This is a genomic window from Flavobacterium sp. 83, assembly GCF_000744835.1.
In the GTDB taxonomy this organism is placed as follows: Bacteria; Bacteroidota; Bacteroidia; order Flavobacteriales; family Flavobacteriaceae; genus Flavobacterium.
In genome coordinates this window covers 1,828,169-1,849,003 of record NZ_JQMS01000001.1, presented here as the reverse complement: position 1 = coordinate 1,849,003, position 20,835 = coordinate 1,828,169, and the positions used below count along the sequence as shown (strand labels likewise).

General features: G+C 33.8%; 21 protein-coding genes and 1 pseudogene. 14 read left to right on the top strand and 8 right to left on the bottom strand.

All coding sequences use genetic code 11. The features are described from left to right. Nucleotides 1-346: 346 nt before the first annotated feature. Entirely contained in the window at nucleotides 347-2,056 is a 1,710-nt protein-coding gene (gene lysS / locus T410_RS08145) for a lysine--tRNA ligase (protein ID WP_035670390.1), read from the top strand. 60 nt (nucleotides 2,057-2,116) lie between these two features. Here the strand turns inward: lysS and T410_RS08140 are convergent, their stop codons facing one another. The 5 genes from T410_RS08140 to T410_RS08120 form a co-directional block, all read right to left on the bottom strand. Continuing rightward, entirely contained in the window at nucleotides 2,117-3,088 is a 972-nt protein-coding gene (locus tag T410_RS08140) for a transporter (RefSeq protein WP_035670388.1), read from the bottom strand. Nucleotides 3,089-3,092: 4 nt separating this feature from the next. Beyond that, nucleotides 3,093-4,130 (bottom strand): cytochrome-c peroxidase, encoded by a 1,038-nt coding sequence (locus T410_RS08135; RefSeq protein WP_035674263.1) that lies wholly within the window; start codon nucleotides 4,128-4,130, stop codon nucleotides 3,093-3,095. A 169-nt stretch (nucleotides 4,131-4,299) separates the two neighbouring features. Then, a complete protein-coding gene (locus tag T410_RS08130; protein WP_035670387.1) occupies nucleotides 4,300-5,097 on the bottom strand; it encodes an MbnP family protein in 798 nt (265 codons plus the stop codon). A gap of 113 nt (nucleotides 5,098-5,210) precedes the next feature. Then, nucleotides 5,211-5,552 carry a hypothetical protein gene (locus T410_RS08125; RefSeq protein ID WP_035670386.1) on the bottom strand — a complete coding sequence of 114 codons (342 nt, stop codon included), beginning with the start codon at nucleotides 5,550-5,552 and terminating at the stop codon, nucleotides 5,211-5,213. Between the two features lie 167 nt (nucleotides 5,553-5,719). Further along, entirely contained in the window at nucleotides 5,720-7,534 is a 1,815-nt protein-coding gene (locus T410_RS08120) for a hypothetical protein (RefSeq protein WP_035670382.1), read from the bottom strand. A gap of 219 nt (nucleotides 7,535-7,753) precedes the next feature. Here T410_RS08120 and T410_RS08115 point away from each other — a divergent pair, with 219 nt between their 5' ends. Continuing rightward, nucleotides 7,754-8,215, top strand: coding sequence for a hypothetical protein (locus tag T410_RS08115; protein WP_035670380.1), 462 nt, complete (start codon nucleotides 7,754-7,756; stop codon nucleotides 8,213-8,215). 121 nt (nucleotides 8,216-8,336) lie between these two features. Here the strand turns inward: T410_RS08115 and T410_RS08110 are convergent, their stop codons facing one another. The 3 genes from T410_RS08110 to T410_RS08100 all read right to left on the bottom strand — a co-directional run bounded on the left by T410_RS08110 (nucleotide 8,337) and on the right by T410_RS08100 (nucleotide 10,573). Continuing rightward, complete coding sequence (locus T410_RS08110) at nucleotides 8,337-9,281, bottom strand: ABC transporter ATP-binding protein (RefSeq protein WP_035670378.1); 945 nt, start codon at nucleotides 9,279-9,281, stop codon at nucleotides 8,337-8,339. Between the two features lie 104 nt (nucleotides 9,282-9,385). Then, complete coding sequence (locus T410_RS08105) at nucleotides 9,386-10,081, bottom strand: OmpA family protein (protein WP_035670376.1); 696 nt, start codon at nucleotides 10,079-10,081, stop codon at nucleotides 9,386-9,388. A gap of 18 nt (nucleotides 10,082-10,099) precedes the next feature. Next, nucleotides 10,100-10,573: a lipocalin family protein gene (locus tag T410_RS08100; RefSeq protein ID WP_035670374.1), complete on the bottom strand. Its 474-nt coding sequence runs from the start codon at nucleotides 10,571-10,573 to the stop codon at nucleotides 10,100-10,102. A 177-nt stretch (nucleotides 10,574-10,750) separates the two neighbouring features. Between T410_RS08100 and htpG the strand changes: the two genes are divergently transcribed. From htpG to T410_RS08040, 12 genes and pseudogenes are all read left to right on the top strand, one after another. Beyond that, nucleotides 10,751-12,652 carry a molecular chaperone HtpG gene (htpG, locus tag T410_RS08095; protein ID WP_035670373.1) on the top strand — a complete coding sequence of 634 codons (1,902 nt, stop codon included), beginning with the start codon at nucleotides 10,751-10,753 and terminating at the stop codon, nucleotides 12,650-12,652. A gap of 156 nt (nucleotides 12,653-12,808) precedes the next feature. Beyond that, nucleotides 12,809-13,210: a DUF2721 domain-containing protein gene (locus tag T410_RS08090; RefSeq protein WP_035670371.1), complete on the top strand. Its 402-nt coding sequence runs from the start codon at nucleotides 12,809-12,811 to the stop codon at nucleotides 13,208-13,210. Nucleotides 13,211-13,350: 140 nt separating this feature from the next. After that, entirely contained in the window at nucleotides 13,351-14,247 is an 897-nt protein-coding gene (locus T410_RS08085; protein WP_035670370.1) for a DMT family transporter, read from the top strand. Nucleotides 14,248-14,318: 71 nt separating this feature from the next. Next, the gene (locus tag T410_RS08080; RefSeq protein WP_035670368.1) at nucleotides 14,319-14,672 is read left to right on the top strand and encodes a hypothetical protein; all 354 of its coding nucleotides are present in this window, start codon (nucleotides 14,319-14,321) and stop codon (nucleotides 14,670-14,672) included. A gap of 4 nt (nucleotides 14,673-14,676) precedes the next feature. Further along, nucleotides 14,677-15,285 (top strand): alpha-ketoglutarate-dependent dioxygenase AlkB, encoded by a 609-nt coding sequence (locus T410_RS08075; RefSeq protein ID WP_035670366.1) that lies wholly within the window; start codon nucleotides 14,677-14,679, stop codon nucleotides 15,283-15,285. A gap of 44 nt (nucleotides 15,286-15,329) precedes the next feature. Continuing rightward, nucleotides 15,330-16,156, top strand: a pseudogene (locus tag T410_RS08070) (sterol desaturase family protein). A gap of 120 nt (nucleotides 16,157-16,276) precedes the next feature. Next, nucleotides 16,277-16,555 carry a DUF2805 domain-containing protein gene (locus tag T410_RS08065; RefSeq protein WP_035670363.1) on the top strand — a complete coding sequence of 93 codons (279 nt, stop codon included), beginning with the start codon at nucleotides 16,277-16,279 and terminating at the stop codon, nucleotides 16,553-16,555. Nucleotides 16,556-16,712: 157 nt separating this feature from the next. Then, nucleotides 16,713-16,991 carry a DUF2089 family protein gene (locus T410_RS08060; protein WP_035670360.1) on the top strand — a complete coding sequence of 93 codons (279 nt, stop codon included), beginning with the start codon at nucleotides 16,713-16,715 and terminating at the stop codon, nucleotides 16,989-16,991. After that, a complete protein-coding gene (locus tag T410_RS08055; protein WP_035670357.1) occupies nucleotides 16,988-17,569 on the top strand; it encodes a hypothetical protein in 582 nt (193 codons plus the stop codon). The genes T410_RS08060 and T410_RS08055 overlap by 4 nt, the downstream gene beginning before the upstream one ends. 10 nt (nucleotides 17,570-17,579) lie before the next feature. Continuing rightward, nucleotides 17,580-17,927, top strand: coding sequence for a hypothetical protein (locus T410_RS08050; protein ID WP_035670355.1), 348 nt, complete (start codon nucleotides 17,580-17,582; stop codon nucleotides 17,925-17,927). Then, nucleotides 17,924-18,871 (top strand): alpha/beta hydrolase, encoded by a 948-nt coding sequence (locus T410_RS08045; protein WP_035670353.1) that lies wholly within the window; start codon nucleotides 17,924-17,926, stop codon nucleotides 18,869-18,871. The genes T410_RS08050 and T410_RS08045 overlap by 4 nt, the downstream gene beginning before the upstream one ends. A 53-nt stretch (nucleotides 18,872-18,924) precedes the next feature. Continuing rightward, a complete protein-coding gene (locus T410_RS08040; protein ID WP_035674261.1) occupies nucleotides 18,925-20,787 on the top strand; it encodes a peptidase M61 in 1,863 nt (620 codons plus the stop codon). Nucleotides 20,788-20,835 lie beyond the last annotated feature (48 nt).

Here is a 20,835-nt window from a genome sequence, read left to right as displayed (position 1 = left end):
TTGCGAGGAACGAAGAAATCCTATTTCGTTCACGTATTTTTGAACCGCAAAGATACAAAGTTTTGAAAGATGAATTTTGATTTTATTCTTCTGGTTCCAAAGCACAAAAAATGGTAGCATAGCCCCGATAGTAGCGGCATCCTTTTTATCTTGTTTTTTTTCAAACAAGATAAAAAGATAGAGCAAATAGCGGGACAGGTCGTCTTGAAAATCCTTTCGTTTTTGCTCCCGAAAAAAACCTAACCCCCCGCCCTCTCCTGCTGAGAGGGAGCTAAAAAAATCATTTTTTGGTTTTTGTAACTTTAAGACATAAAGACTATCTTTGCGCTCTTAAAAACAGCATAAAATGGCATTATCCGAACAAGAAATATTACGCAGAGAAGCACTTACCGAATTACGCAATTTAGGCATTGAGCCTTATCCGGCAGCCGAATTTATCACAACCGCTTATTCTAGCGAAATCCTAGCCGATTTCGAGAAGTACGAAGGAAAAGAAGTTGTTTTAGCAGGACGTTTGATGGGTAAGCGTATCATGGGAAAGGCATCATTTGCAGAATTGAAAGATGCTGAAGGACGTATTCAAGTATATGTTTCGAGAGATGATATTTCGACTGATGAAGAGAAAACAATGTACAATGTAGTTTTCAAAAAACTATTGGATATTGGCGATTTTATTGGTATTCGCGGAACGGTTTTCAAAACGCAAGTGGGTGAAATCTCAGTTCATGTTTATGGATTGACCGTTTTAGCAAAAGCCTTAAAACCACTTCCTGTTGTAAAAACAGATGCTGATGGTAAAACGCACGATGCTTTTGCTGATCCAGAACAAAGATACCGTCGTCGTTACGTGGATTTAACCGTAAACGACCACGTAAAAGAAACGTTTATCAAGAGAACAAAATTGTTCAACTCAATGCGTTCTTTCTTTAATGACAAAGGATATCTTGAAGTAGAAACGCCTGTTTTACAACCAATTCCCGGTGGTGCCGCAGCGCGTCCTTTTATCACGCACCACAACTCGCTTGATATGCCATTGTACATGCGTATTGCAAATGAGTTGTACTTAAAAAGATTAATTGTTGGTGGTTTTGATGGTGTTTATGAGTTTTCGAAAAACTTCCGTAACGAAGGAATGGACCGAACGCACAACCCAGAATTTACTGCCATGGAAATATATGTAGCCTACAAAGACTACAACTGGATGATGAATTTCACCGAAAACTTATTAGAACATTGCGCCATTGGTGTGAATGGAACCAGCGAAGCGACTTTTGGAGAACATACCGTGAACTTCAAAGCTCCGTATGCAAGAGTTACAATGACGGATTCTATCAAACATTTTACTGGATTTGATATTTCAGGAAAAAATGAAGCAGAATTATTTGAAGCTGCTAGAGGTATGGGAATTGACGTGGATAAAACCATGGGTAAAGGAAAACTGATCGATGAGATTTTTGGTGCTAAATGTGAAGGAAATTATATTCAGCCTACTTTCATCACGGATTATCCAAAGGAAATGTCTCCGCTTTGCAAACAACACCGGGACAATCCAGAATTGACAGAACGTTTTGAATTGATGGTTTGCGGTAAAGAAGTAGCGAACGCATATTCTGAATTGAACGACCCAATTGACCAAAGAGAACGTTTTGAAGAGCAAATGCGCTTGTCCGAAAAAGGAGATGATGAAGCAACGGGAATCATCGATGAGGATTTCTTGAGAGCGTTAGAATACGGAATGCCGCCAACTTCTGGATTAGGAATTGGAATGGACCGTTTGATGATGTTCCTGACCAATAATTCTTCTATTCAAGAAGTATTGTTATTCCCTCAAATGAGACCAGAGAAAAAACAAGTGAAAATTGAATTGGAAGAAGATGAGAAATTGATTGTTGTGTTATTGCAAACCAATAACAACCAAATGGAATTTGGCCTACTTAAAATTAATTCTGGATTGAGCGGTAAAAAATGGGACAAAGCCATGAAAAACTTATCTTCTTTGGGATTGACTGAAGTAGTTGTTGATGGTGATGTTAAAGCCTGTCGATTAAAAGAATAATTTATTCAGTTTAATATTATATAAAAAAAGGAGCTTCGATCGAAGCTCCTTTTTTTGTTTTTACAAAGTATAATTCAGATTGACGCTCCAACGGTAATTAGCTTCAATTTTTGAATTGGATAAATGTTGATTGATGGGAAGCATCGCATTGACACCAATCGAAAAGTCCCCTTTTCCGGCTTCAATCCCAAATTTACTAAAAAGAATATCTCCAGAAGTATCCGGCAGTTTCTCTCCATATTGTTTATTGGTTGCATAGACTTCACCAGCCAAGCCCAATTGCGGAACCAGTTTTATCGTAGGTAAATCAAAAAGATAAAACAGCGTACTGCCATAATTAAATTGATTTCCAAATTGATACTGTTTTTGATTTTCGGTTTTGAAAGTATAATTCAACATCGTGCTTAACCCCAAATTTCTCTTTTTAATCACATATTCCGACACTAAAAGATAATCCCAACTTCCTGTTCCTACTTGGAAACTCTGATTGACACTTCCGGTATTGTTAGCTTCATCAAATTTTCCTGTTGGAATTTTTACGCCGCCACCCAATTGCAATTTATGTGTAAAAACCGTACTGTCTTTGTGCGTTTGATATACAGAATACATCGCCATAACTGAAACGTCTCCTAATCCTTGAATATTTTCTGTTCCAGTGGAACGTTCCCGATTGTGAAAGTGATACGGAACCAATGCTGAAATCTGGATTTTTTCTGTGATTGGAATTTTAGTCCAAATTTGGATTGTATTGAAATTTTCGTCAATCCACGGAGAGTTGGCAAAAATTCCGTCACGACTAGTGTAGCTTTGATTGAAATAGCGCAAGCCGATAAAATTGTTGTTTAGCATAGAACTAAATCCCATACTTCCACCACTTGCAGAACAGCCACAGGCATCACAATCATCTTCTAAATCTTCTAGTAATTGCATTTTCTGGAAGGTAAATCTCGAAATGCTGTCTTTCTCAATTTTGGCAGCAACAAGCTGGTTTACAAAAAGAACTAAAACAAAAAGTAAAATTTTATTTTTCATGGTTTTAATATTCTGAGAATCGTTTATCGGTGAGATATTGATTATCGGTTAGTGTTTTTAGGAAGGCAATTAATTGTGTTTTTTCAGTATCAGAAAGCGGAATTCCTAAATTTCCGTTTTGATTTAGAATTGGGTCTAAAGTTGCTCCGTTTACAACTCCAGAAGCATAATGATTCAAAACCGTTTCTAATGTCCCGAATCTTCCATCGTGCATATAAGGCGCGGTTTTTTCAACATTTCGCAAACTGGGCACTTTAAATTTATAGTAATCTATTGCTACTTGTGTCACCCGAAATCTTCCCACATCATTTATTTTTGGATTAACAGCCAAGCCATTATTTCTATATGAGTTATCAGTCATCAAATCCGTGGCATGGCACGAAGCACACTTTGCATTGAAAATTGCATAACCCATTAATTCCTCAGAAGTTAAAGTACCGCCTGTTTCATTGCGGCGGTATTTATCAAATTTAGAATTAGATGAAGTCACCATCAACATGAATTGAGAAAGTGCTTTCAGCATATTTTCGGTATTTATGGCTCCATCAGTAAATGCTTGCTGAAAAAGCTTTTGATAAGTTTTATCCGCTTTCATCATCGCAACAATTGTTGTCAGATTTCCATTCATTTCAATTCCACTTGTCAACGGAATAATGGGTTGTAAATCTAAATGCGTTGTTGCTCCATCGTACATAAATGCCGTCTGATAGCCCAGATTTTGAATTGAAGGCGTGTTTCTAGTTCCTATATTATCCCCAACTCCGTGACTGAATGTATGTCCGTGATGTGTAAATGCATTTTCCTGAATGTGACAAAAACCGCAAGAAATAAGACCATCCGAAGATAATCTTCCATCGTAAAACAACTTTTTTCCCAGTTCAAATCCTTTCTCTGTTGGCGGATTCAGTGCGATATTATAAGCCAAATCCGGAAAATTAGCCGGCACTTCGAAATCTAAAGGTTTATTGACATAAACATCATCTAGATCCGAACAACTGGAAAACAAAGTCAAAAAAAGAAATAACAGTATTAATTTGTACATTTTCACGTTTTTTAGCCCTGATAGTAATGGAAAGCCCACAGCAGAAAAATGTAGTTTTTCTTGCTGGAAAAAAGCGACCAAAGGAAGCTCTTTTTCCAGCTTAGAAAACCACATTTTTTAGCGAGGACTTGCAATGTATAGTAGGAAATAGCTTCTAATTCAACACGAATTAATCGTTATGAACGTGCGCTACGGTAAACATTCCGTTAAGGTTTGCTGTGATTAAAGGCAAATTTGTTCCGCCCATAATCATGGCTCCCATTCCGCCCATGTTATTGTCAGACAATTTGATTTTGTTTGTTCCGTCAATAATTTTAGACACATCGGCCACGACATGAATTTCTGGAGCAATAGTTGTTCGAACCATCGCTTTTGTAGGCAAATCAAGTGTTACTTCGGTATAATTATAATCTGTTCCGGTTTGTCCTGTGTGAACCATAAATGAAGTACTGTTTGCCACGGTTGGGGACGTAAATGTACCTTCGAAAGCCAAAAATTTATAGCCCGCAGACCAGCTCCACATCATTCCTGCTGCTTGTGCGGTAGCCAGAAAATTTCCCTGACCCGTTGCGCCCAGTTCCCATTGCGCTTTGTCAACTCCTATTCCAAATTTTACTTTGGTATAATTTGCCGCAGGAACATTCGTTAATTCCAATAAATGGCTAGTCTCAGTAGCTTCATCAACAATAAAATAGCTTTCGCTTTTTGGATAAGTAAAAGTTGTTCCATCCTCTTTGGTCAAGACAATGTTGCTGATGATGTATTTAACGGTAGTGATTTTTAATACTTCACTATTAGAAGTTGTATTGGCTTGCGTACTCAATATCAAGTCATTTGCCCCAAAAGAATTATCAAATTCAACCCCTAAGTTTCCTGTTCCTGAGATTACCTCATCATTATTAGTACAGCCTGCAAATACAGTGCTTAATGCAATAATAGCTATTGCTTTATTCAGTAAATTTTTCATTTATATGATTGTATATTTCTTCTTATTTGTTTTGAAATAATTACGCGCACAAGAGAATTTCAAATGACATTTGTCAAATAAAAAAGCACACGTAAAAGTGTTTCAGATGAAATTTAGGAAATAAAAATGGGCGGATGAAAAATGGAATATAAATTCAGGTGGGAATATAGATTACTATATTTTGAATGTATTGGTGTTTTGGTATTTCCGTTATAAACTAATAAGGAGAAGTCGTTTTTGATGTCCAAAATTAAATCAACAGTATCTACTGTTAGATTCTTTTTGTTAGACGAAGTTTGTTTTTCTGTTTCCTGTGCTTTGGCGAGTTCTTTCATCAAATGGCATTTTCCATTACAATGCATCATGGGTTTTGCCTTATTTACACAAAGTACTTTTGAAATATAGTCATAATTAACTGCATATTCTAAAACCGGGAATAATGGCTTTATAAACATAAACAATACTATTATGAGTGCTATTTTTTTCACGGGGCAAAGGTAGATTATAATTTTTTAAAGTAAATCTTATTTAAAAAATTAAAAGCCCATTTTATATCATTTTAACATTTCCAAAACTACAGAAAATAAAAAAACGGGCTTGAGAAATTTCAAGCCCGTTTTAATTAAACTAGAACCAATTCTGGAATTTCAATCTCAATCAATTCCTTTTTGTAACTATTAAATTGATTTAAAATCTCTTTTTTAGTGCTTTCGAAAAAAGGTGTTGCTGAAAATAAATCTTCATAATATGCAATTCCTTCCATCAAATTCTTTTGGAATGAATGCCATTTTTTTATTTGCGGCGCAGTAATTTCATCAGAAACTGCTGCGATTTCATTTTTCAAATAATCCAAATACATTCTTAATTCTTTGACAAAGAGATTCGGACGATTCGTAACGGTTAATACAGAAGCATTTCCATAAATATGCTGCACCATTTTAGAAAGTGAAACTTCTTGGTTAAAATAAGCCATGTTAGGTCCTGGACAAATAATTACACCTTGTGCCTGCCCTTTTATCTTTATGTCATTTTCAAGATACGAAGCATTGGCCAGGCCTACACAAAGACAGGCTTTTTCAGTAATACTACTTTTCTTTTTTTCGAAAATTTCTGCAGATAAAATATCTTTTTGAAGCAGTAATTCTTCGAGTTTTAAGTCTTGGTATTTTTTAGAAGATGTACAAATTCCTTTCGCATCGTATTCTTTGCTTAACGCCAAAAATCGCTTTGGACACGAGCTTCCCGCTTTACTTTCCTGAATACGTTTCAGTTTTAATTTTTCATTCGTTGTTCCGCGTAAAGTATTAAAAGGAATTCCCAACGGCGAAATATGACTTAAATACAAATCGTCTTCTTTGGCACCAGCTAATAATTCTCTCGTGTGTTTATCAACTGAAGTCGCTTCGGGAACCAATAAAAACGGGGAACCCCAACCCACAGAATCCACTTTATAATGGTCTAATAAAAAATCGTGTTCTTCTGCAGTTCCTACACCGCCTTGAACGGTAATTTTTAAATCCAATGGTTGTTCCGGAACATGCATTTCTTTTTGTCCTAAAGATTTCACCATTAAATCGTGCGCAGATTGAATCAATTGGTCTTTTTTCTGTTTGAATTCTTCTAAAATGGGTCCTAACAAATATCCTTCGGTAGCAAAAGCATGTCCACCACAATTTAAACCGGATTCGATTCTATATTCAGAAACCCAAAGTCCTTTCTTGGCTAAAAAATTTCCCTGAATCATCGCCGAACGAAAGTCGCTCACTTTAAGCGTAATTTTCTTTTTCAGATTGTTGTTCAAATCTGGAAAGAAAGCTGCAAAATTTTCAAAATAACTGTACAATCTCGGATTCATTCCCGCAGATAAAACTACTGATGATTCTAATGTGCTATTGGCAAATCCCCGAAGAGCAGCATGTGCATCATTGAAGGCTATTGGTAATTGTTCGTCTTTAATGAAATTATCTTTATCTAGTTTGGTCATTATATTTACATCAATTGCCCCAGGATGTAGATTATTCTCCAAATATTTTTTGATATTTTCTTTGAAAGTAAAACCGTCTTCCAACAAATTTTGTAAGCCTAATTTAATCTCTGATTTGTTAGGCAACATTGCAATATAATTTTCTAATGCCAATTTGCTTTCAGACAATTCAGTTTTGAAATTTTCAAATTTTTCTTTTACGATTTTGTCTACCAAATTCAAATAAGAAGTAATGCGTTCTGCACGATAATCGTGTATTTTTTGAGTAATTTCTTGGTAAGGGAGATCAAACTGCTTACTGTAAAATGCATTCATTTTTTCGATAAGCTCATCATCCATAATTGAAATCACCGAAGAGATTCCATACTTAGCCACTCTTATTGGGCTATCAATAGTATAGGCAAGTCCCATTACCGGAATATGAAATGTATGAAGTGGTTTAATTGCTGTCATGACTAAATGATTTAATAAATAAACCACAAAAGTCGAGAAACAAAACGGCATAAAAACTGATAAATATCATGCGTCATAAATTAGTCCACGAAAACAATCGTACTTTTTTTGAAACTGAACAATACGTTTCCTCACATTAGCCAAACGATAAACTTTTGTTAACGATTAAACTTTTCATTCCTTCCATTGTCTTATAGCTATAACTTAAAAACAATAGAAATGAAAAAATTAATTATCGCCACATTATTAGTTGTTGGCATGTCTGCTTTTGCTCAGGACAAAAAAGAAATGGAAAAAAGACATCATAGAGATGAGATGGAGAAATTCACTCCAGAACAACGAAATCAATTAATGTTAAAAAAAATGACATTAGAATTGGACTTGAATGCTAAACAGCAAGAGCAAATGAAACAAATTATTGCTGAACAAAGTACCAAAAGAGAAGCTATGAGAGCTGCGAGAAAAGCAAATAAGGAAAAACCAACTAGTGAGGAATTTTTTGCTATGAAAAACAAGATGCTGGACGAGCAAATTGTCATGAAGAATAAAATGAAAAGCATATTATCTCCTGAACAATTTGAAAAATGGGATGCAATGAAAGAAAAACATCATCAAAGAAATGAACATCGTGGACATGGTGGACATCATGAAGGTGAAGATAAACCAGAATTAAAAAAATAAAAATAAAACCCCAAAAATCTTAATTTTTTTGGGGTTTTGTATTTTACTGTAGGTATCGCATCATAATTTCCAGAAGCCTCCTCAATATTATCTAATCTAAAAACACTGTAATATGTATTTCTTAAGCTAACATTAATCTTACTTCCTGATTTAATTCTAATTCTGAATCATGTTCAAAAAAAATGGCTCTTCTTTCAAAAGCTGCTTTTATCAAATAATGGCTACCTTTAAAATAACATTGTTTTACAACTGCCTGCATCATTCCGTTATCGACCACTTTCAACTGATGCGGATAGAGCAAAAGTGCCTCATCATCTCCATCCAGTTCAATTAATTGAGATAATTTCAATTCATTTACTTCTCCAAAAAGAGACGCAACATATTTATTTGAGGGATTTTCATATAGGAATTTAGAGTCCCCTTTGGCAACAACCCTTCCGTTTTGTACTACAATCGTTTCATCCGAAAAAGACAAAGCATCTGTACTGTCATGTGTGGCAATTATACAGGTAATCCCTTTTTGTTTTAAGTAACTGAATAAATTTCTACGCAATGCGTTTTTTCTAAAAGAATCAATCTGGCTGAAAGGTTCATCCAGCAAAATTATTTCCGGCTCCAAAGCCAAGACTCTTGCCAATGCAACTCTTTGTTGTTGTCCTCCACTAAGATATTTTGCTTTTACTTTTGCAAATTCAGTCATTTCCACCATTTCCAAAAGCTCCTGAACTCGGGCTTTCTTTTTATCTTTATAAATATTCGACAAAAACTTTCCTACATTCTCTTCCACCGTAATATAAGGCATCAGATCGAAATCTTGGGCTAAATATTTAATATAATCTTCCCCGGGAACAAGATTGTGTTTTGGCCCCAAAATAGTTTTTTCATTATAAACTATTTCACCCTCATCTAAATCGTATAATCCATATATCAATTTCAACAAAGTACTTTTACCACAACCACTTTCACCAATTACAGCGACATTTTGTCCTTGGGTGATTTCAAAACTAATATTTTTGATAACGGGATTTTCAATGTAAGTAAAAGATATATTTTTTAATTCAAGCATGTTTTGTATTTAAGAGCGCAAATTTACAATGTTTAATTTAAAAATGAAGTCAAAAAAAAAGCTGTTTCATGGTGAAACAGCTTTGATTTTTTATATAAAATTATTTATTGCTTTACTTCCGTTTTAGCATCTTGAATCATCTTATCATTTGCAGTAATAGCAAATTCAACACGACGGTTTTGACTTCTTCCATCAGCTGTGTCATTTGAAGCAATTGGATCAGCAATTCCCAATCCTGTTACTTGAAATCTGCTAGTAGAAACTCCTTTACTTGCTAAATAATTCCTAACTGACGCAGCTCTTTCACCAGAAAGTTTTAAATTATAATCTGCTGGACCAGTACTGTCAGTATATCCGTAAATAGTAATATTAGTATCTGGATATTCTGAAAAAACAGGAACCAATTTATCTAAATTAGCTTTTGCAGAAGCCGTCAAAGTTGATTTATTAGTATCAAAACGTACTGCATTCTCATTCAACACTAATTTAATTCCTTCTCCTACACGAACTACTTCAGCTCCTGGAAGTGCAGCATCTATTTCTCTTGCTTGTTTGTCCATTTTGTTACCAATAACCCCACCGGCAACTCCACCTACAACTCCGCCTAATACAGCTCCTAAAGCTCCATTACCGCCTTTGCCTAAATTATTCCCTAAAACTCCTCCTAATACAGCTCCGGCAACAGCACCAATCCCAGCTCCCCTTTGCGTTTTATTAGTGTTTTTTACAGCTTCACAACTTGTAAACATAGAACCCATTAACATTATTGCTGCCATTGCAACTATTGAAATCTTTTTCATATTTGTATTTTTAATTAATTAGTTTTTTTGAAATTGGTAAACCACATCAGTCATTTTTCCTCCTACATCAATTTTATCAATCAATTGAAAAGAAGTTTCACTCTGATTAGCAACATACAATATGTACCCTTCTCTTACTTTTTTTGCTTTAATACCTGCATCTAAAACCTTCAAAATAAATTGCCCCTCATTATTAACAAACCAAGTTATTGGAGAATTAAATGAAGAACATCCTGCTTTTGTCAAGGCCATATTTCCTTTATTATTATTCGAAATAAATGTCCAAGTACTTCCTACAAAACACTCTGAATCTGCAATTTGAAAAGAATTTACTTTAATATATTGTGAACCGGGATAAGTTACGGAACTGATTACCCAATTACCCTTCATAGCAACTTGCGCTTTTCTATCTGTATTTGTACTAGTTACTGATGTTGACTTACATGCAAACATCAAAACTGCTAATGTGCATAATAAAATGACTTTTCTCATCGTTTAAAAAAATTTGTGATTAATATTAGTACAAATATACAAAGCATTAAGACAAAAATGTTTCACAATTATGTCAATTTATATCATAATTAACGCTTCCGACAATTTGTCACTTTAATCTAAATTGGTATTCTATTTGAGTAAATAGTTGCAAATTCAAACTTAAAAATTTAAAATATGACAACTGGAAAAATTAATGTTTCGGTAGAAAACATCTTCCCCTTAATCAAGAAATTCTTGTACAGTGATCACGAAATTTTCTTGCGTGAATTGATTTCAAATGGGACTGACGCTACACTAAAATTAAAACATTTAATAAGCATTGGCGAAGCCAAAGTAGAATACGGCAACCCAATTATCGAAGTAAAAATCGACAAAGAAGGTAAGAAACTTCACATTATCGATCAAGGTCTGGGAATGAGTGCCGATGAAGTTGAAAAATATATCAATCAGGTAGCATTTTCAGGTGCTGAGGAGTTTTTAGACAAATACAAAGACTCTGCTAAAGATTCCGGAATCATTGGCCATTTTGGTCTTGGTTTCTACTCGGCATTTATGGTTGCTGAAAAAGTGGAAATTATCACTAAATCTTTCAGAGACGAACCGGCAGCGCACTGGACTTGTGATGGAAGTCCTGAGTTCACATTAGAGCCTGCTGATAAAACCACTCGTGGAACCGAAATTATTTTACATATTGCCGAAGATTCTTTGGAATTTTTGGAAGATGCAAAAATCAATCAGTTGTTAAATAAGTACAACAAGTTCATGCCTATTGCAATTAAATTTGGAACAAAAAAAGAAAAAATTGAACAAAAAAAGGGTGAAGAAGTTGCAGCTGAAGATAAAGACAAAACCTTTACCGAAGTAGAAACTGACAACATCATCAATAACCCAAATCCAGCTTGGACAAAACTGCCAACAGAATTATCGGATGAGGATTATAAAAATTTCTATCATGAATTGTACCCAATGCAATTTGAGGAACCTTTATTCCATATTCACTTAAATGTGGATTACCCGTTTAATTTAACTGGAATTTTATATTTCCCAAAATTGGGTTCTGATATGCAAATTCAGAAAGATAAGATTCAACTGTACCAAAATCAGGTTTACGTAACAGACAATGTTGAAGGAATTGTACCAGAATTCTTAACTATGTTGAAAGGAGTTATCGATTCACCGGATATTCCATTGAATGTATCCCGTTCTGGATTACAAGCGGATGCTGCGGTTAAGAAAATCTCAAACTACATCACTCGTAAAGTTGCTGATAAGCTAAAATCTTTATTCAACGAAAACCGTGAAGATTTTGAAAAAAAATGGAATGATATTAAAATCGTTTTAGAATACGGAATGCTTTCTGAAGATAAATTCTACGAAAAATCAGGCGCTTTTGTTTTATACCCTACAGTCGATGATAAATTTTACACGCTGGAAGAATTAAAAGAAAAACTAGCTGCTAATCAAACAGATAAAGACGGAAAACTGGTTGTTTTATATGCTGGAAACAAAGAAGCACAACATTCTTATATCGAAATTGCGAAAGAAAAAGGATATGAAGTTTTATTACTTGATTCTCCAATTATTTCTCATTTAATTCAAAAAATTGAAGGTGATAACAGCGGAATGACTTTTGTACGTGTTGATTCAGATCATATTGATAATTTAATCAAGAAAGAGGAAACGACTATTTCTAAATTATCAGAGGAAGAACAAACAAGTTTAAAAACTGTTTTAGAAGCTATCGTTCCTAAACAAACGTATTCCGTTCAACTAGAAGCTTTAGACAGTAATGCTTCCCCATTTATAATCACGCAACCGGAATTCATGCGTAGAATGAAAGAAATGAGTCAATCAGGTGGTGGAGGAATGTTTGGAATGGGCAATATGCCGGAAATGTACAATTTAGTGGTAAATACCAATTCTGAATTGGCGACAAGCATTCTAAACAACAAAGATAAAACGGCTCAGGAAAGTTTGGTAAAACAAGCCTTAGACTTAGCTAAATTATCACAAAACTTATTAAAAGGAGAAGCATTAACTGCTTTCGTGAAAAGAAGTTTTGAGATGATAAAATAATTTATTGATTATCAGATTATTCACATAATCAATAAATAAGAAAAGACCTGCTCGTGTAAACTTGTAGGTTTTTTTTATTACAAGAAAATTATGAAAAGAATAACGAACTTTGAAACAAGATTTAAAAAGTCCATAACTCTTAATTTATAACTCCCAATGACTTTACAAATAGAAACTCCAGCTTTACTTTTCTCAGCTACCTCCTTGATTTTATTAGCATATACAAACCGTTTTTTGACCGTTGCAACAATTGTTAGAGGACTAAAAAAGACATACAAAGAGAAAGAAAATAAAATAATTTTACTGGAGATTAAAAACCTGAACTTACGATTAACACTCATTCGCTACATGCAAATGGCGGGAGTATTGAGTCTCTTTTTATCCGTTTTCACAATGTTATTGCTGTTTTTAGAGCAGCAATTATTTGGAATTTATCTTTTTGGAATAAGTTTACTTGGTTTACTTATTTCTTTGGGATTATCTTTTTGGGAAATAAACATTTCAGTTGATGCATTGCGTATGCATTTAAGTGATTTGATAGAAAAAGAGACAAAATAACTCCATAATCGATACGCATCTTTAGACGGGATTTTTAAATTATCTTTTTAACGAAATACTGAAACTCTAATCTTAATTCATAGTTAACCTATATCCCAACAACAAAAACTATCTTTACCCGCTTATTTAAAATAGAATAAATGATAAAAAACAGTGTATTAAAAGGCGTTTTTTTAGTAGGACTTGGTGCAACGAGCTACGGAATGCTGGCAACGTTTGTCAAAATCGCCTATAGCGAAGATTTTACCACTCCCGAAGTAACAATAGCGCAGTTTGTATATGGAATCTTGGGAATGCTGATTATAAATAGCTATCAAAAAGCTAAAAAGGGAAATGAAGTTGTAAAAGCATCCAAGAAAAACATTTTTCAATTGATGCTTGCTGGAACTTCTCTGGGAATGACCAGTATTTTTTATTACTTGGCGGTAAAATATATCCCTGTTTCTATCGCGATAGTTTTATTAATGCAAACAGTTTGGATGGGCGTTTTATTCGAAATGATTTTAGAAAAAAAAATACCTTCCACACAAAAAATCATATCCGTAATCATCGTACTAATTGGAACAGCTCTTGCTACGAATCTCATTCAAAGCAAAATCGATTTAGACTGGCGAGGTGGCGTATTAGGGCTATTATCAGCAGCTTCCTTTACCATGACTATGTTTAATGCTAATCGCGTAGCCATCCATGTTTCACCGGCACAACGCAGTTTATTCATGTTGCTGGGTGGAGCAATCATTGTGTTTGGATTTGCAATTGTAACTCAAAACACGCCTTTCAATTTTGATATTTTTATGAAATGGGGAGTTGTACTCGCTCTTTTTGGAACAATCATTCCGCCATTATTGTTTAATGCAGGTTTTCCTCTTACAGGAATTGGATTAGGAAGTATAGTATCAGCATTAGAGCTTCCGGTTTCAGTACTAATGGCTTATTTTCTTTTGAGTGAAAAAGTAAACAACCTGCAGTGGTTAGGAATAGTCTTAATTATTGTAGCTATAGTCATCATGAATGTAAATCTTAAGAAAAGGACCTGATTTTATTGAAAACCAAATTATTAATTGAATTGCATTAATAATTTTATTAAATTCGAAACAAATAACTTGTTATGAATCTACCTTGGCATTTATATTTAATGGCTATTATTTACTTTATAGCTGGATTAAACCATTTTAAAAACCCAAGGCTATACCTTAAAATTATCCCTCCTTATTTTCCAAATCCAAAATTATTAAATTCCATAAGCGGATTAGCAGAAGTACTTTTGGGAGTAACATTATGCATTCCTATAATCTCACATTACGGAGCATGGGGAATTATAGCCTTATTAATAGCTGTTTTCCCCACACATCTTTACATGTATACAAATGAGAGAGCAAGAATGGGTTTACCAAAATGGGCCTTATTATTACGAATGCCTTTACAATTAGCCTTAATTTTATGGGCTTATCAATATATTTAAGAAATTGAATTCACTATTTGACTCCACACCTGAACCGATACATCTTAATTTACCAGATGCCGAAATAATATATTATCCTGCTTTTTTTACCCAAGAAGAAGCTGATAGTATTTATGAAAAACTGATAAATGAAATCCCTTGGCAACAGGATAGTATTCGGGTTTTCGGTAAAATTCATCCGCAACCCCGATTAACAGCTTTATTTGGAAACGAAGGAAAATCGTATTCGTATTCAAATATAGAAATGCAGCCGCACCCTTGGAACTCGCTTTTGCAAAAGATAAAATCAAAAATTGAAAGTGTTTCGAATACGAATTTCACCACTGTTTTACTGAATTATTATCGCGACGGAAAAGACAGCAACGGCTGGCACGCCGATAATGAAAAAGAATTAGGGATAAATCCTGTGATTGCTTCAGTGAGTTTTGGCGCAGAACGTATGTTCCAGTTAAAACACAATTCCAACAAAGACCAAAAAATAAATATACTACTGGAACATGGGAGTTTATTACTGATGAATGGAACCACCCAACATTTCTGGAAACATCAAATTCCAAAAACCACGAAACCCATTGGCCCTCGAATAAATGGTACTTTTCGGGTAATCAAATAGATGATTCCTATAAATTCATTAGATTTGAAATAAATATCAAAATTATGGATGCTATTATTGCTTATTTTTCTACAATACCCTCAACACACAGAAGTTTAATTCTCGTGGGCTGAATCACTATTTTTTGGTTAATCGAGAATGCTTTTCCGCTTTTTAATTTTACCTATAAAAAATGGCATCATGCAAGCATCAATATTTTCTTGACGTTCACAACTATTGTTATCAATTTCTTTCTGGCTTTTATTCTATTAAAACTGCTGATTGGACTATTGCTAACCATTTTGGAATTTTACAAGGGCTGCCGCAAATGCCGTTAATACTTTATACCTTAATTGGTTTGCTTTTATTGGATTTAATAGGTGCATATCTAGTCCATTTAGTAGAACATAAAATCAAATTTTTGTGGCGGTTCCATTTGATTCACCATACAGATACCTGGATTGATACCACAACAGCAAACAGACATCATCCAGGCGAAAGCGTAATTCGTTTTACCTTCACTACTTTAGGGGTTTTGTTAGTAGGCAGTCCCATGTGGATGGTATTTATGTACCAAACACTTTCCGTTGTTGCCACACAATTTAACCACGCTAATATTTCACTCCCTAAAAAATTAGATACAATTTTGAGCTATTTTATCGTCTCTCCGGATATGCATAAAGTACACCACCACTATATATTACCCTACACAGATAGTAATTATGGAAACATATTTTCAATTTGGGATCGCCTTTTTGGAACTTTTAAATCCCTGCCTAAAGAAGAAATAATCTATGGTATTGATACCTATCCGAAGCCCGAAGAGCACAACCGCTTAAAAAACCTGCTCCAAATACCATTTCAAAAACCTCGTTCAACAGAAATCAACTAAAAAACAATAAAAAAAAACTTCTTTTGATATGAAGTAATTATTTTTTTTCTTAATATTGGAATATAATTAGAAATAAAATTTATTAATCATTAACAACCTATTTGAATTAATTTTCACGTGATGAAAAAGAGTAACCGCAAAGAATTGAACTGGGAACAAACAGAAAAACTTGTTACATTAGCCTTAGAGGAAAAAAATCCTTTTGAAATCATAAAAAAAGAATTTGGTTTGGCTGAAAAAGAGGTTCTTGAGATCATGAAAAAGAAGATGCCCGCAGAAAAATTTGAAATGTGGAAAAAGAAAGCTACTGCAAATAAACCAAAACCAAAACCAGTTAAAATAGATGATTTTGATGAAGATTTGGATGGTAAATATTACATAAAAAATAAACTTGACTAAAAAAAGCTCCTGTAACGCAGGAGTTTTTTTGTTTTAAACAAATTTTATTTTCTATTTCAGGCTTTTTTTAATTTAAATTTAAACAATGTTTATTTATAAATAAATAATATTAATTATTTAATTAATATTATTTACATTTGTATACTAAATCAATAGTATGCAACCAAAACTTCCAATACAATGTCCGAGTTGCGAAAATGCACTTTCGGTCACACAGCTTTCATGCGGCAATTGCGCAACAATAGTTTCCGGCAATTATTCCTTACCGCTGCTTCTTCAAATTTCTGAGGAAGAACAAAACTTTATTCTTCAATTTTTTATGACAAGCGGAAGTTTGAAAGAAATGGCTTCTCAAATGGGAAATAGCTATCCCACCGTAAGAAATAAATTAGACGATATTATTCAGAAAATAAATCTCCTAAAACAAAGAATATGAAAACAATGTTATTCAATCCTTTCGAAAAATATTCGGAAAGGGTTTTACTTAGTTTAGGATTGGCATTTACCATAATTGGCGGTTATTTAGGATTTGTTTTTAATACTCGTTTTGACGGCGTTATTGATTTACATTTTGTAGAAAAAGTACCTCTTTACCAACCTTTTTTTGAAATTGGCATTACGATTCTATGTACAACCGTTTTATTATTCATTGTAGGCAAAATCATTAATCCAAAAACGAGAATTATTGACATTTTTTCAACAAGTATGATTGCTCGGATTCCATACTACTGTATTACTTTCTTCAATGCAAATAGTAAAGCATATACCACTTCACAAGGAATTCTAAATCTGGTAAAATCTAACAAAACAAACTTCTTTTCAAGCACAGATGTTTTTTATCTCCTAATGATGTCATTTGCAATCATCGCATCGCTAATTTGGTTCTTCCTATTACTTTATAACGGATTCAAAACAGCTGTAAATGCGAAAGAAACCAAGCATACAGCATTATTTATTGCTGCTATTGTGGTTGCAGAAATTATTTCTAAAATAGTAATTATTAATTTTTTATAAATTTAAAGCTATGGTTGCAGTAACAGAAAATGGAAATGAATTTATTTTTGAAATAAAAGGTTTCCATAAAATATGGGCATTAAAAAGCAAAATTATCGTTTCAAAAGAAAACATCATAAGAGCATATCAAAATGAAAATGAATTTACCTTTTGGAAAGGCTTCAGAATGCCCGGCACAGAAATTCCCGGTTTAATTGCCGCAGGAACCTTCTATAAAAAAGGCAGGAATTTTTGGGATGTAATCAATACAAAAAAGGCACTAGTTGTAGAACTAAAAGACAATTATTATAAAAAACTGATTATTGAAGTCGAGAATCCAGAAGCTGTAATACAGGTATTAAACACTAAACAAAGATGAAAAAATCACTACTCTTAGTCCTAACATTATTTTCAGTACTAGCTCATTCCCAAACAAAAACGACACTACAAACATTTGACAAAGAAGAAATTTCCATCAATTCATTGCTAAATGGCACGTTGTATTCTCCTTTAAAACAAAACAAAAAGACAAATCTGGTTATTCTAATTGCAGGCTCCGGACCTACTGATAGAGATGGAAATCAAAAAAATTTAATCAACAACTCTTCGAAATACTTATCAGAAGAATTAGCAAAAAGTGGTATTGCCGTTTTTAGTTATGACAAAAGAATTATCGCTCAAATGATGGCTGGAACCGTAAACGAGGCAACGCTTTCATTTGATGATTTTGCCAATGATGCTAAAGATGTTTTTGCTTATTTCAAAAATCAAAAAAAATACAACAAAATAATAATTGCAGGACACAGCGAAGGATCATTAATAGGAATGCTGGCCGCAAACAACAATGCCGATGCTTTTATTTCATTGGCGGGAGCCGGAAGAACAATTGATGCTGTTTTAGTAGAGCAAATTGAGCAACAAGCTCCTTTTCTAAAAGAAGAAGTACAAAAAGATCTTGAAATTCTTAAAAGCGGAAAGACTTTTGAACTAAAAAATCAAATGCTAGCCTCTCTATTTAGAGCAAGCGTTCAACCTTATATGATATCATGGATAAAATACAATCCGCAAGCCGAAATCAAAAAACTTAAAATTCCCGTATTACTGATAAATGGAACTAAAGACCTACAAGTTAGTGTTGCAGATGCGGAGCTATTAAAAAAAGCAAAACCTGATGCTGAACTTTTTATTATTGATAATATGAATCATATTTTTAAAGAAATTACGGGGGATGAAACCGAAAACATGAAATCCTATACTAATCCTGATTTACCGATAGCAACAAAATTAACCAATACGATTACTGCTTTTATTAAATCATTATAAACTGTAACAATTGCAAGGTTTAAAGGACTTATAACAAAAATAAAATGAGTAAAATGAAACGAATACTTTTTTCCCTTGCTTTTGCCTCTGTTCTGTGGAGCTGCAAAACGGCAAGTACTGCTGTCGCTACTACTTCAAAACAAGAAGTTCAGGTTGCAATCAATTTAAATGATATAAAAAATGACAAGGTGATGGTAACCGTAAACGCACCATCAATTTCTACGGACGAAATTACCTATCATATTCCAAAAACAGTTCCGGGAACATATTCTGAAGACAACTATGGCAGATACATTGATGATTTAAAAGCATACGATACTAAAGGAAATCTACTGACAGTTAAAAAAACTGATGTTAATTCTTGGTCCATTGCTAATGCAAAAACTTTAGACAAGATCACTTATTTGGTAAATGATTCATTTGATACCGAAACGGGTAAAAAGTTTGGCGGTGATGAAATTTTTTCACCTGCTGGTTCCAATATTGATGCTGGGAAAAACATAATGTTAAACACGCATTGTTTTGTAGGTTATTTTACAAATTACATGTCAATACCGTATAAAGTAACAATTTCACATCCGGCCGCACTTTGGGGAGCTACCTCTATGAATGATTTGGACGCCAGTACCACTAATGATAAATTTATTACGTCTCGATATGCTGAGTTGGTAGAAAATCCAATAATGTATGCCAAGCCAGATTATACCACTTTTACAGTTGACGGAATGGAAATACTGATTGGCGTATATTCTCCAACCGGAAAATATACAGCTGAAAGTATTACTCCGGAAATGAAAACGATGATGACGGCTCAAAAAAACTTTTTGGGTACAATAAATTCTACTAAAAAATACAGCGTTTTGTTGTACCTGTCAACCATGAAGGATGATGATGCAAAAGGATTTGGCGCTTTGGAACATCCTACTGCAACAACGGTAGTTTTACCTGAAATGATGCCAAAGGATGAATTAGTAAAATCAATGAAAGATGTCGTTTCACATGAATTTTTCCACATTGTAACTCCTTTGTCTATTCATTCTAAAGAGATTCAGTACTTTGATTATAACGCCCCAAAAATGTCCGAACATTTATGGATGTATGAAGGAGTAACAGAATATTTCGCCAATCTTTTTCAAATAAATCAAGGACTAATACCCGAAGAAGAATTTTATACCCGTATGGCTGAAAAAATTGCCCGTGCCAACACACTGAATGACACAATGCCATTTACCGTCATGAGCGCCAACGTATTGACAGAACCTTACAAAGACCAATACTTAAATGTGTATGAAAAAGGAGCACTTATAGGAATGTGTTTAGATATTATAATTCGGGAAAAAAGCAACGGAGAAAAAGGAATTCTTAATTTGATGCAACAGCTGTCAAATGAATACGGTCCTGTAAAACCATTTAATGACAATGAGCTTTTTGCAAAAATTACAGCCTTGACCTATCCTGAAGTAGGAACTTTTTTAACTACATATGTATCTGGAACAACCCCAATTCCCTATGCCACTTACTTAGCTAAAGTAGGAGTTACCTATACAACTGAAAAGATTCCCGGTAATGTATTCTTAAAAGATAAAACACCATACATCACTGTTGATCAAAAAACGAAAGAAATTATCGTTGACCCAAAAATAACCTTAATTGATTTTTATAGCAGCTTAGGCCTTAAAGGTGGAGACATTATAATGGCTATAAATGACAAATCCTATTCGCTGGACAATATCTACGAAATGATTAGCGATAGCCAAAATTGGAAAGAAAACGATCCTATTAGCCTAAAAATAAAACGCAACGGCGCAACCCAAATTATTAAAGGAAAAGTAAAATTACCTTACGAAGAAAAAGACGGATTAAAAGCTACTGATTCTTCAAAAAACAAACTTAAAGAAGCCTGGCTAAAAGCATAAATCAAAAAATAATTCAGAAAATCCCAATTTAGAAATAGATTGGGATTT

Excerpts from the sequence above, each read along its gene's own strand:
- T410_RS08055 (WP_035670357.1), top strand. The coding sequence starts at position 16,988 with ATGAAAACAATGTTATTCAATCCTTTCGAAAAATATTCGGAAAGGGTT.
- T410_RS08120 (WP_035670382.1), bottom strand. The coding sequence starts at position 7,534 with ATGACAGCAATTAAACCACTTCATACATTTCATATTCCGGTAATGGGA.
- lysS (WP_035670390.1), top strand. The coding sequence starts at position 347 with ATGGCATTATCCGAACAAGAAATATTACGCAGAGAAGCACTTACCGAA.
- T410_RS08110 (WP_035670378.1), bottom strand. The coding sequence starts at position 9,281 with ATGCTTGAATTAAAAAATATATCTTTTACTTACATTGAAAATCCCGTT.
- T410_RS08105 (WP_035670376.1), bottom strand. The coding sequence starts at position 10,081 with ATGAAAAAGATTTCAATAGTTGCAATGGCAGCAATAATGTTAATGGGT.
- T410_RS08065 (WP_035670363.1), top strand. The coding sequence starts at position 16,277 with ATGAAAAAGAGTAACCGCAAAGAATTGAACTGGGAACAAACAGAAAAA.
- T410_RS08130 (WP_035670387.1), bottom strand. The coding sequence starts at position 5,097 with ATGAAAAATTTACTGAATAAAGCAATAGCTATTATTGCATTAAGCACT.
- T410_RS08050 (WP_035670355.1), top strand. The coding sequence starts at position 17,580 with ATGGTTGCAGTAACAGAAAATGGAAATGAATTTATTTTTGAAATAAAA.
- T410_RS08090 (WP_035670371.1), top strand. The coding sequence starts at position 12,809 with ATGACTTTACAAATAGAAACTCCAGCTTTACTTTTCTCAGCTACCTCC.
- htpG (WP_035670373.1), top strand. The coding sequence starts at position 10,751 with ATGACAACTGGAAAAATTAATGTTTCGGTAGAAAACATCTTCCCCTTA.
- T410_RS08125 (WP_035670386.1), bottom strand. The coding sequence starts at position 5,552 with ATGTTTATAAAGCCATTATTCCCGGTTTTAGAATATGCAGTTAATTAT.
- T410_RS08080 (WP_035670368.1), top strand. The coding sequence starts at position 14,319 with ATGAATCTACCTTGGCATTTATATTTAATGGCTATTATTTACTTTATA.
- T410_RS08140 (WP_035670388.1), bottom strand. The coding sequence starts at position 3,088 with ATGAAAAATAAAATTTTACTTTTTGTTTTAGTTCTTTTTGTAAACCAG.
- T410_RS08115 (WP_035670380.1), top strand. The coding sequence starts at position 7,754 with ATGAAAAAATTAATTATCGCCACATTATTAGTTGTTGGCATGTCTGCT.
- T410_RS08085 (WP_035670370.1), top strand. The coding sequence starts at position 13,351 with ATGATAAAAAACAGTGTATTAAAAGGCGTTTTTTTAGTAGGACTTGGT.
- T410_RS08060 (WP_035670360.1), top strand. The coding sequence starts at position 16,713 with ATGCAACCAAAACTTCCAATACAATGTCCGAGTTGCGAAAATGCACTT.
- T410_RS08135 (WP_035674263.1), bottom strand. The coding sequence starts at position 4,130 with ATGTACAAATTAATACTGTTATTTCTTTTTTTGACTTTGTTTTCCAGT.
- T410_RS08045 (WP_035670353.1), top strand. The coding sequence starts at position 17,924 with ATGAAAAAATCACTACTCTTAGTCCTAACATTATTTTCAGTACTAGCT.
- T410_RS08040 (WP_035674261.1), top strand. The coding sequence starts at position 18,925 with ATGAAACGAATACTTTTTTCCCTTGCTTTTGCCTCTGTTCTGTGGAGC.
- T410_RS08100 (WP_035670374.1), bottom strand. The coding sequence starts at position 10,573 with ATGAGAAAAGTCATTTTATTATGCACATTAGCAGTTTTGATGTTTGCA.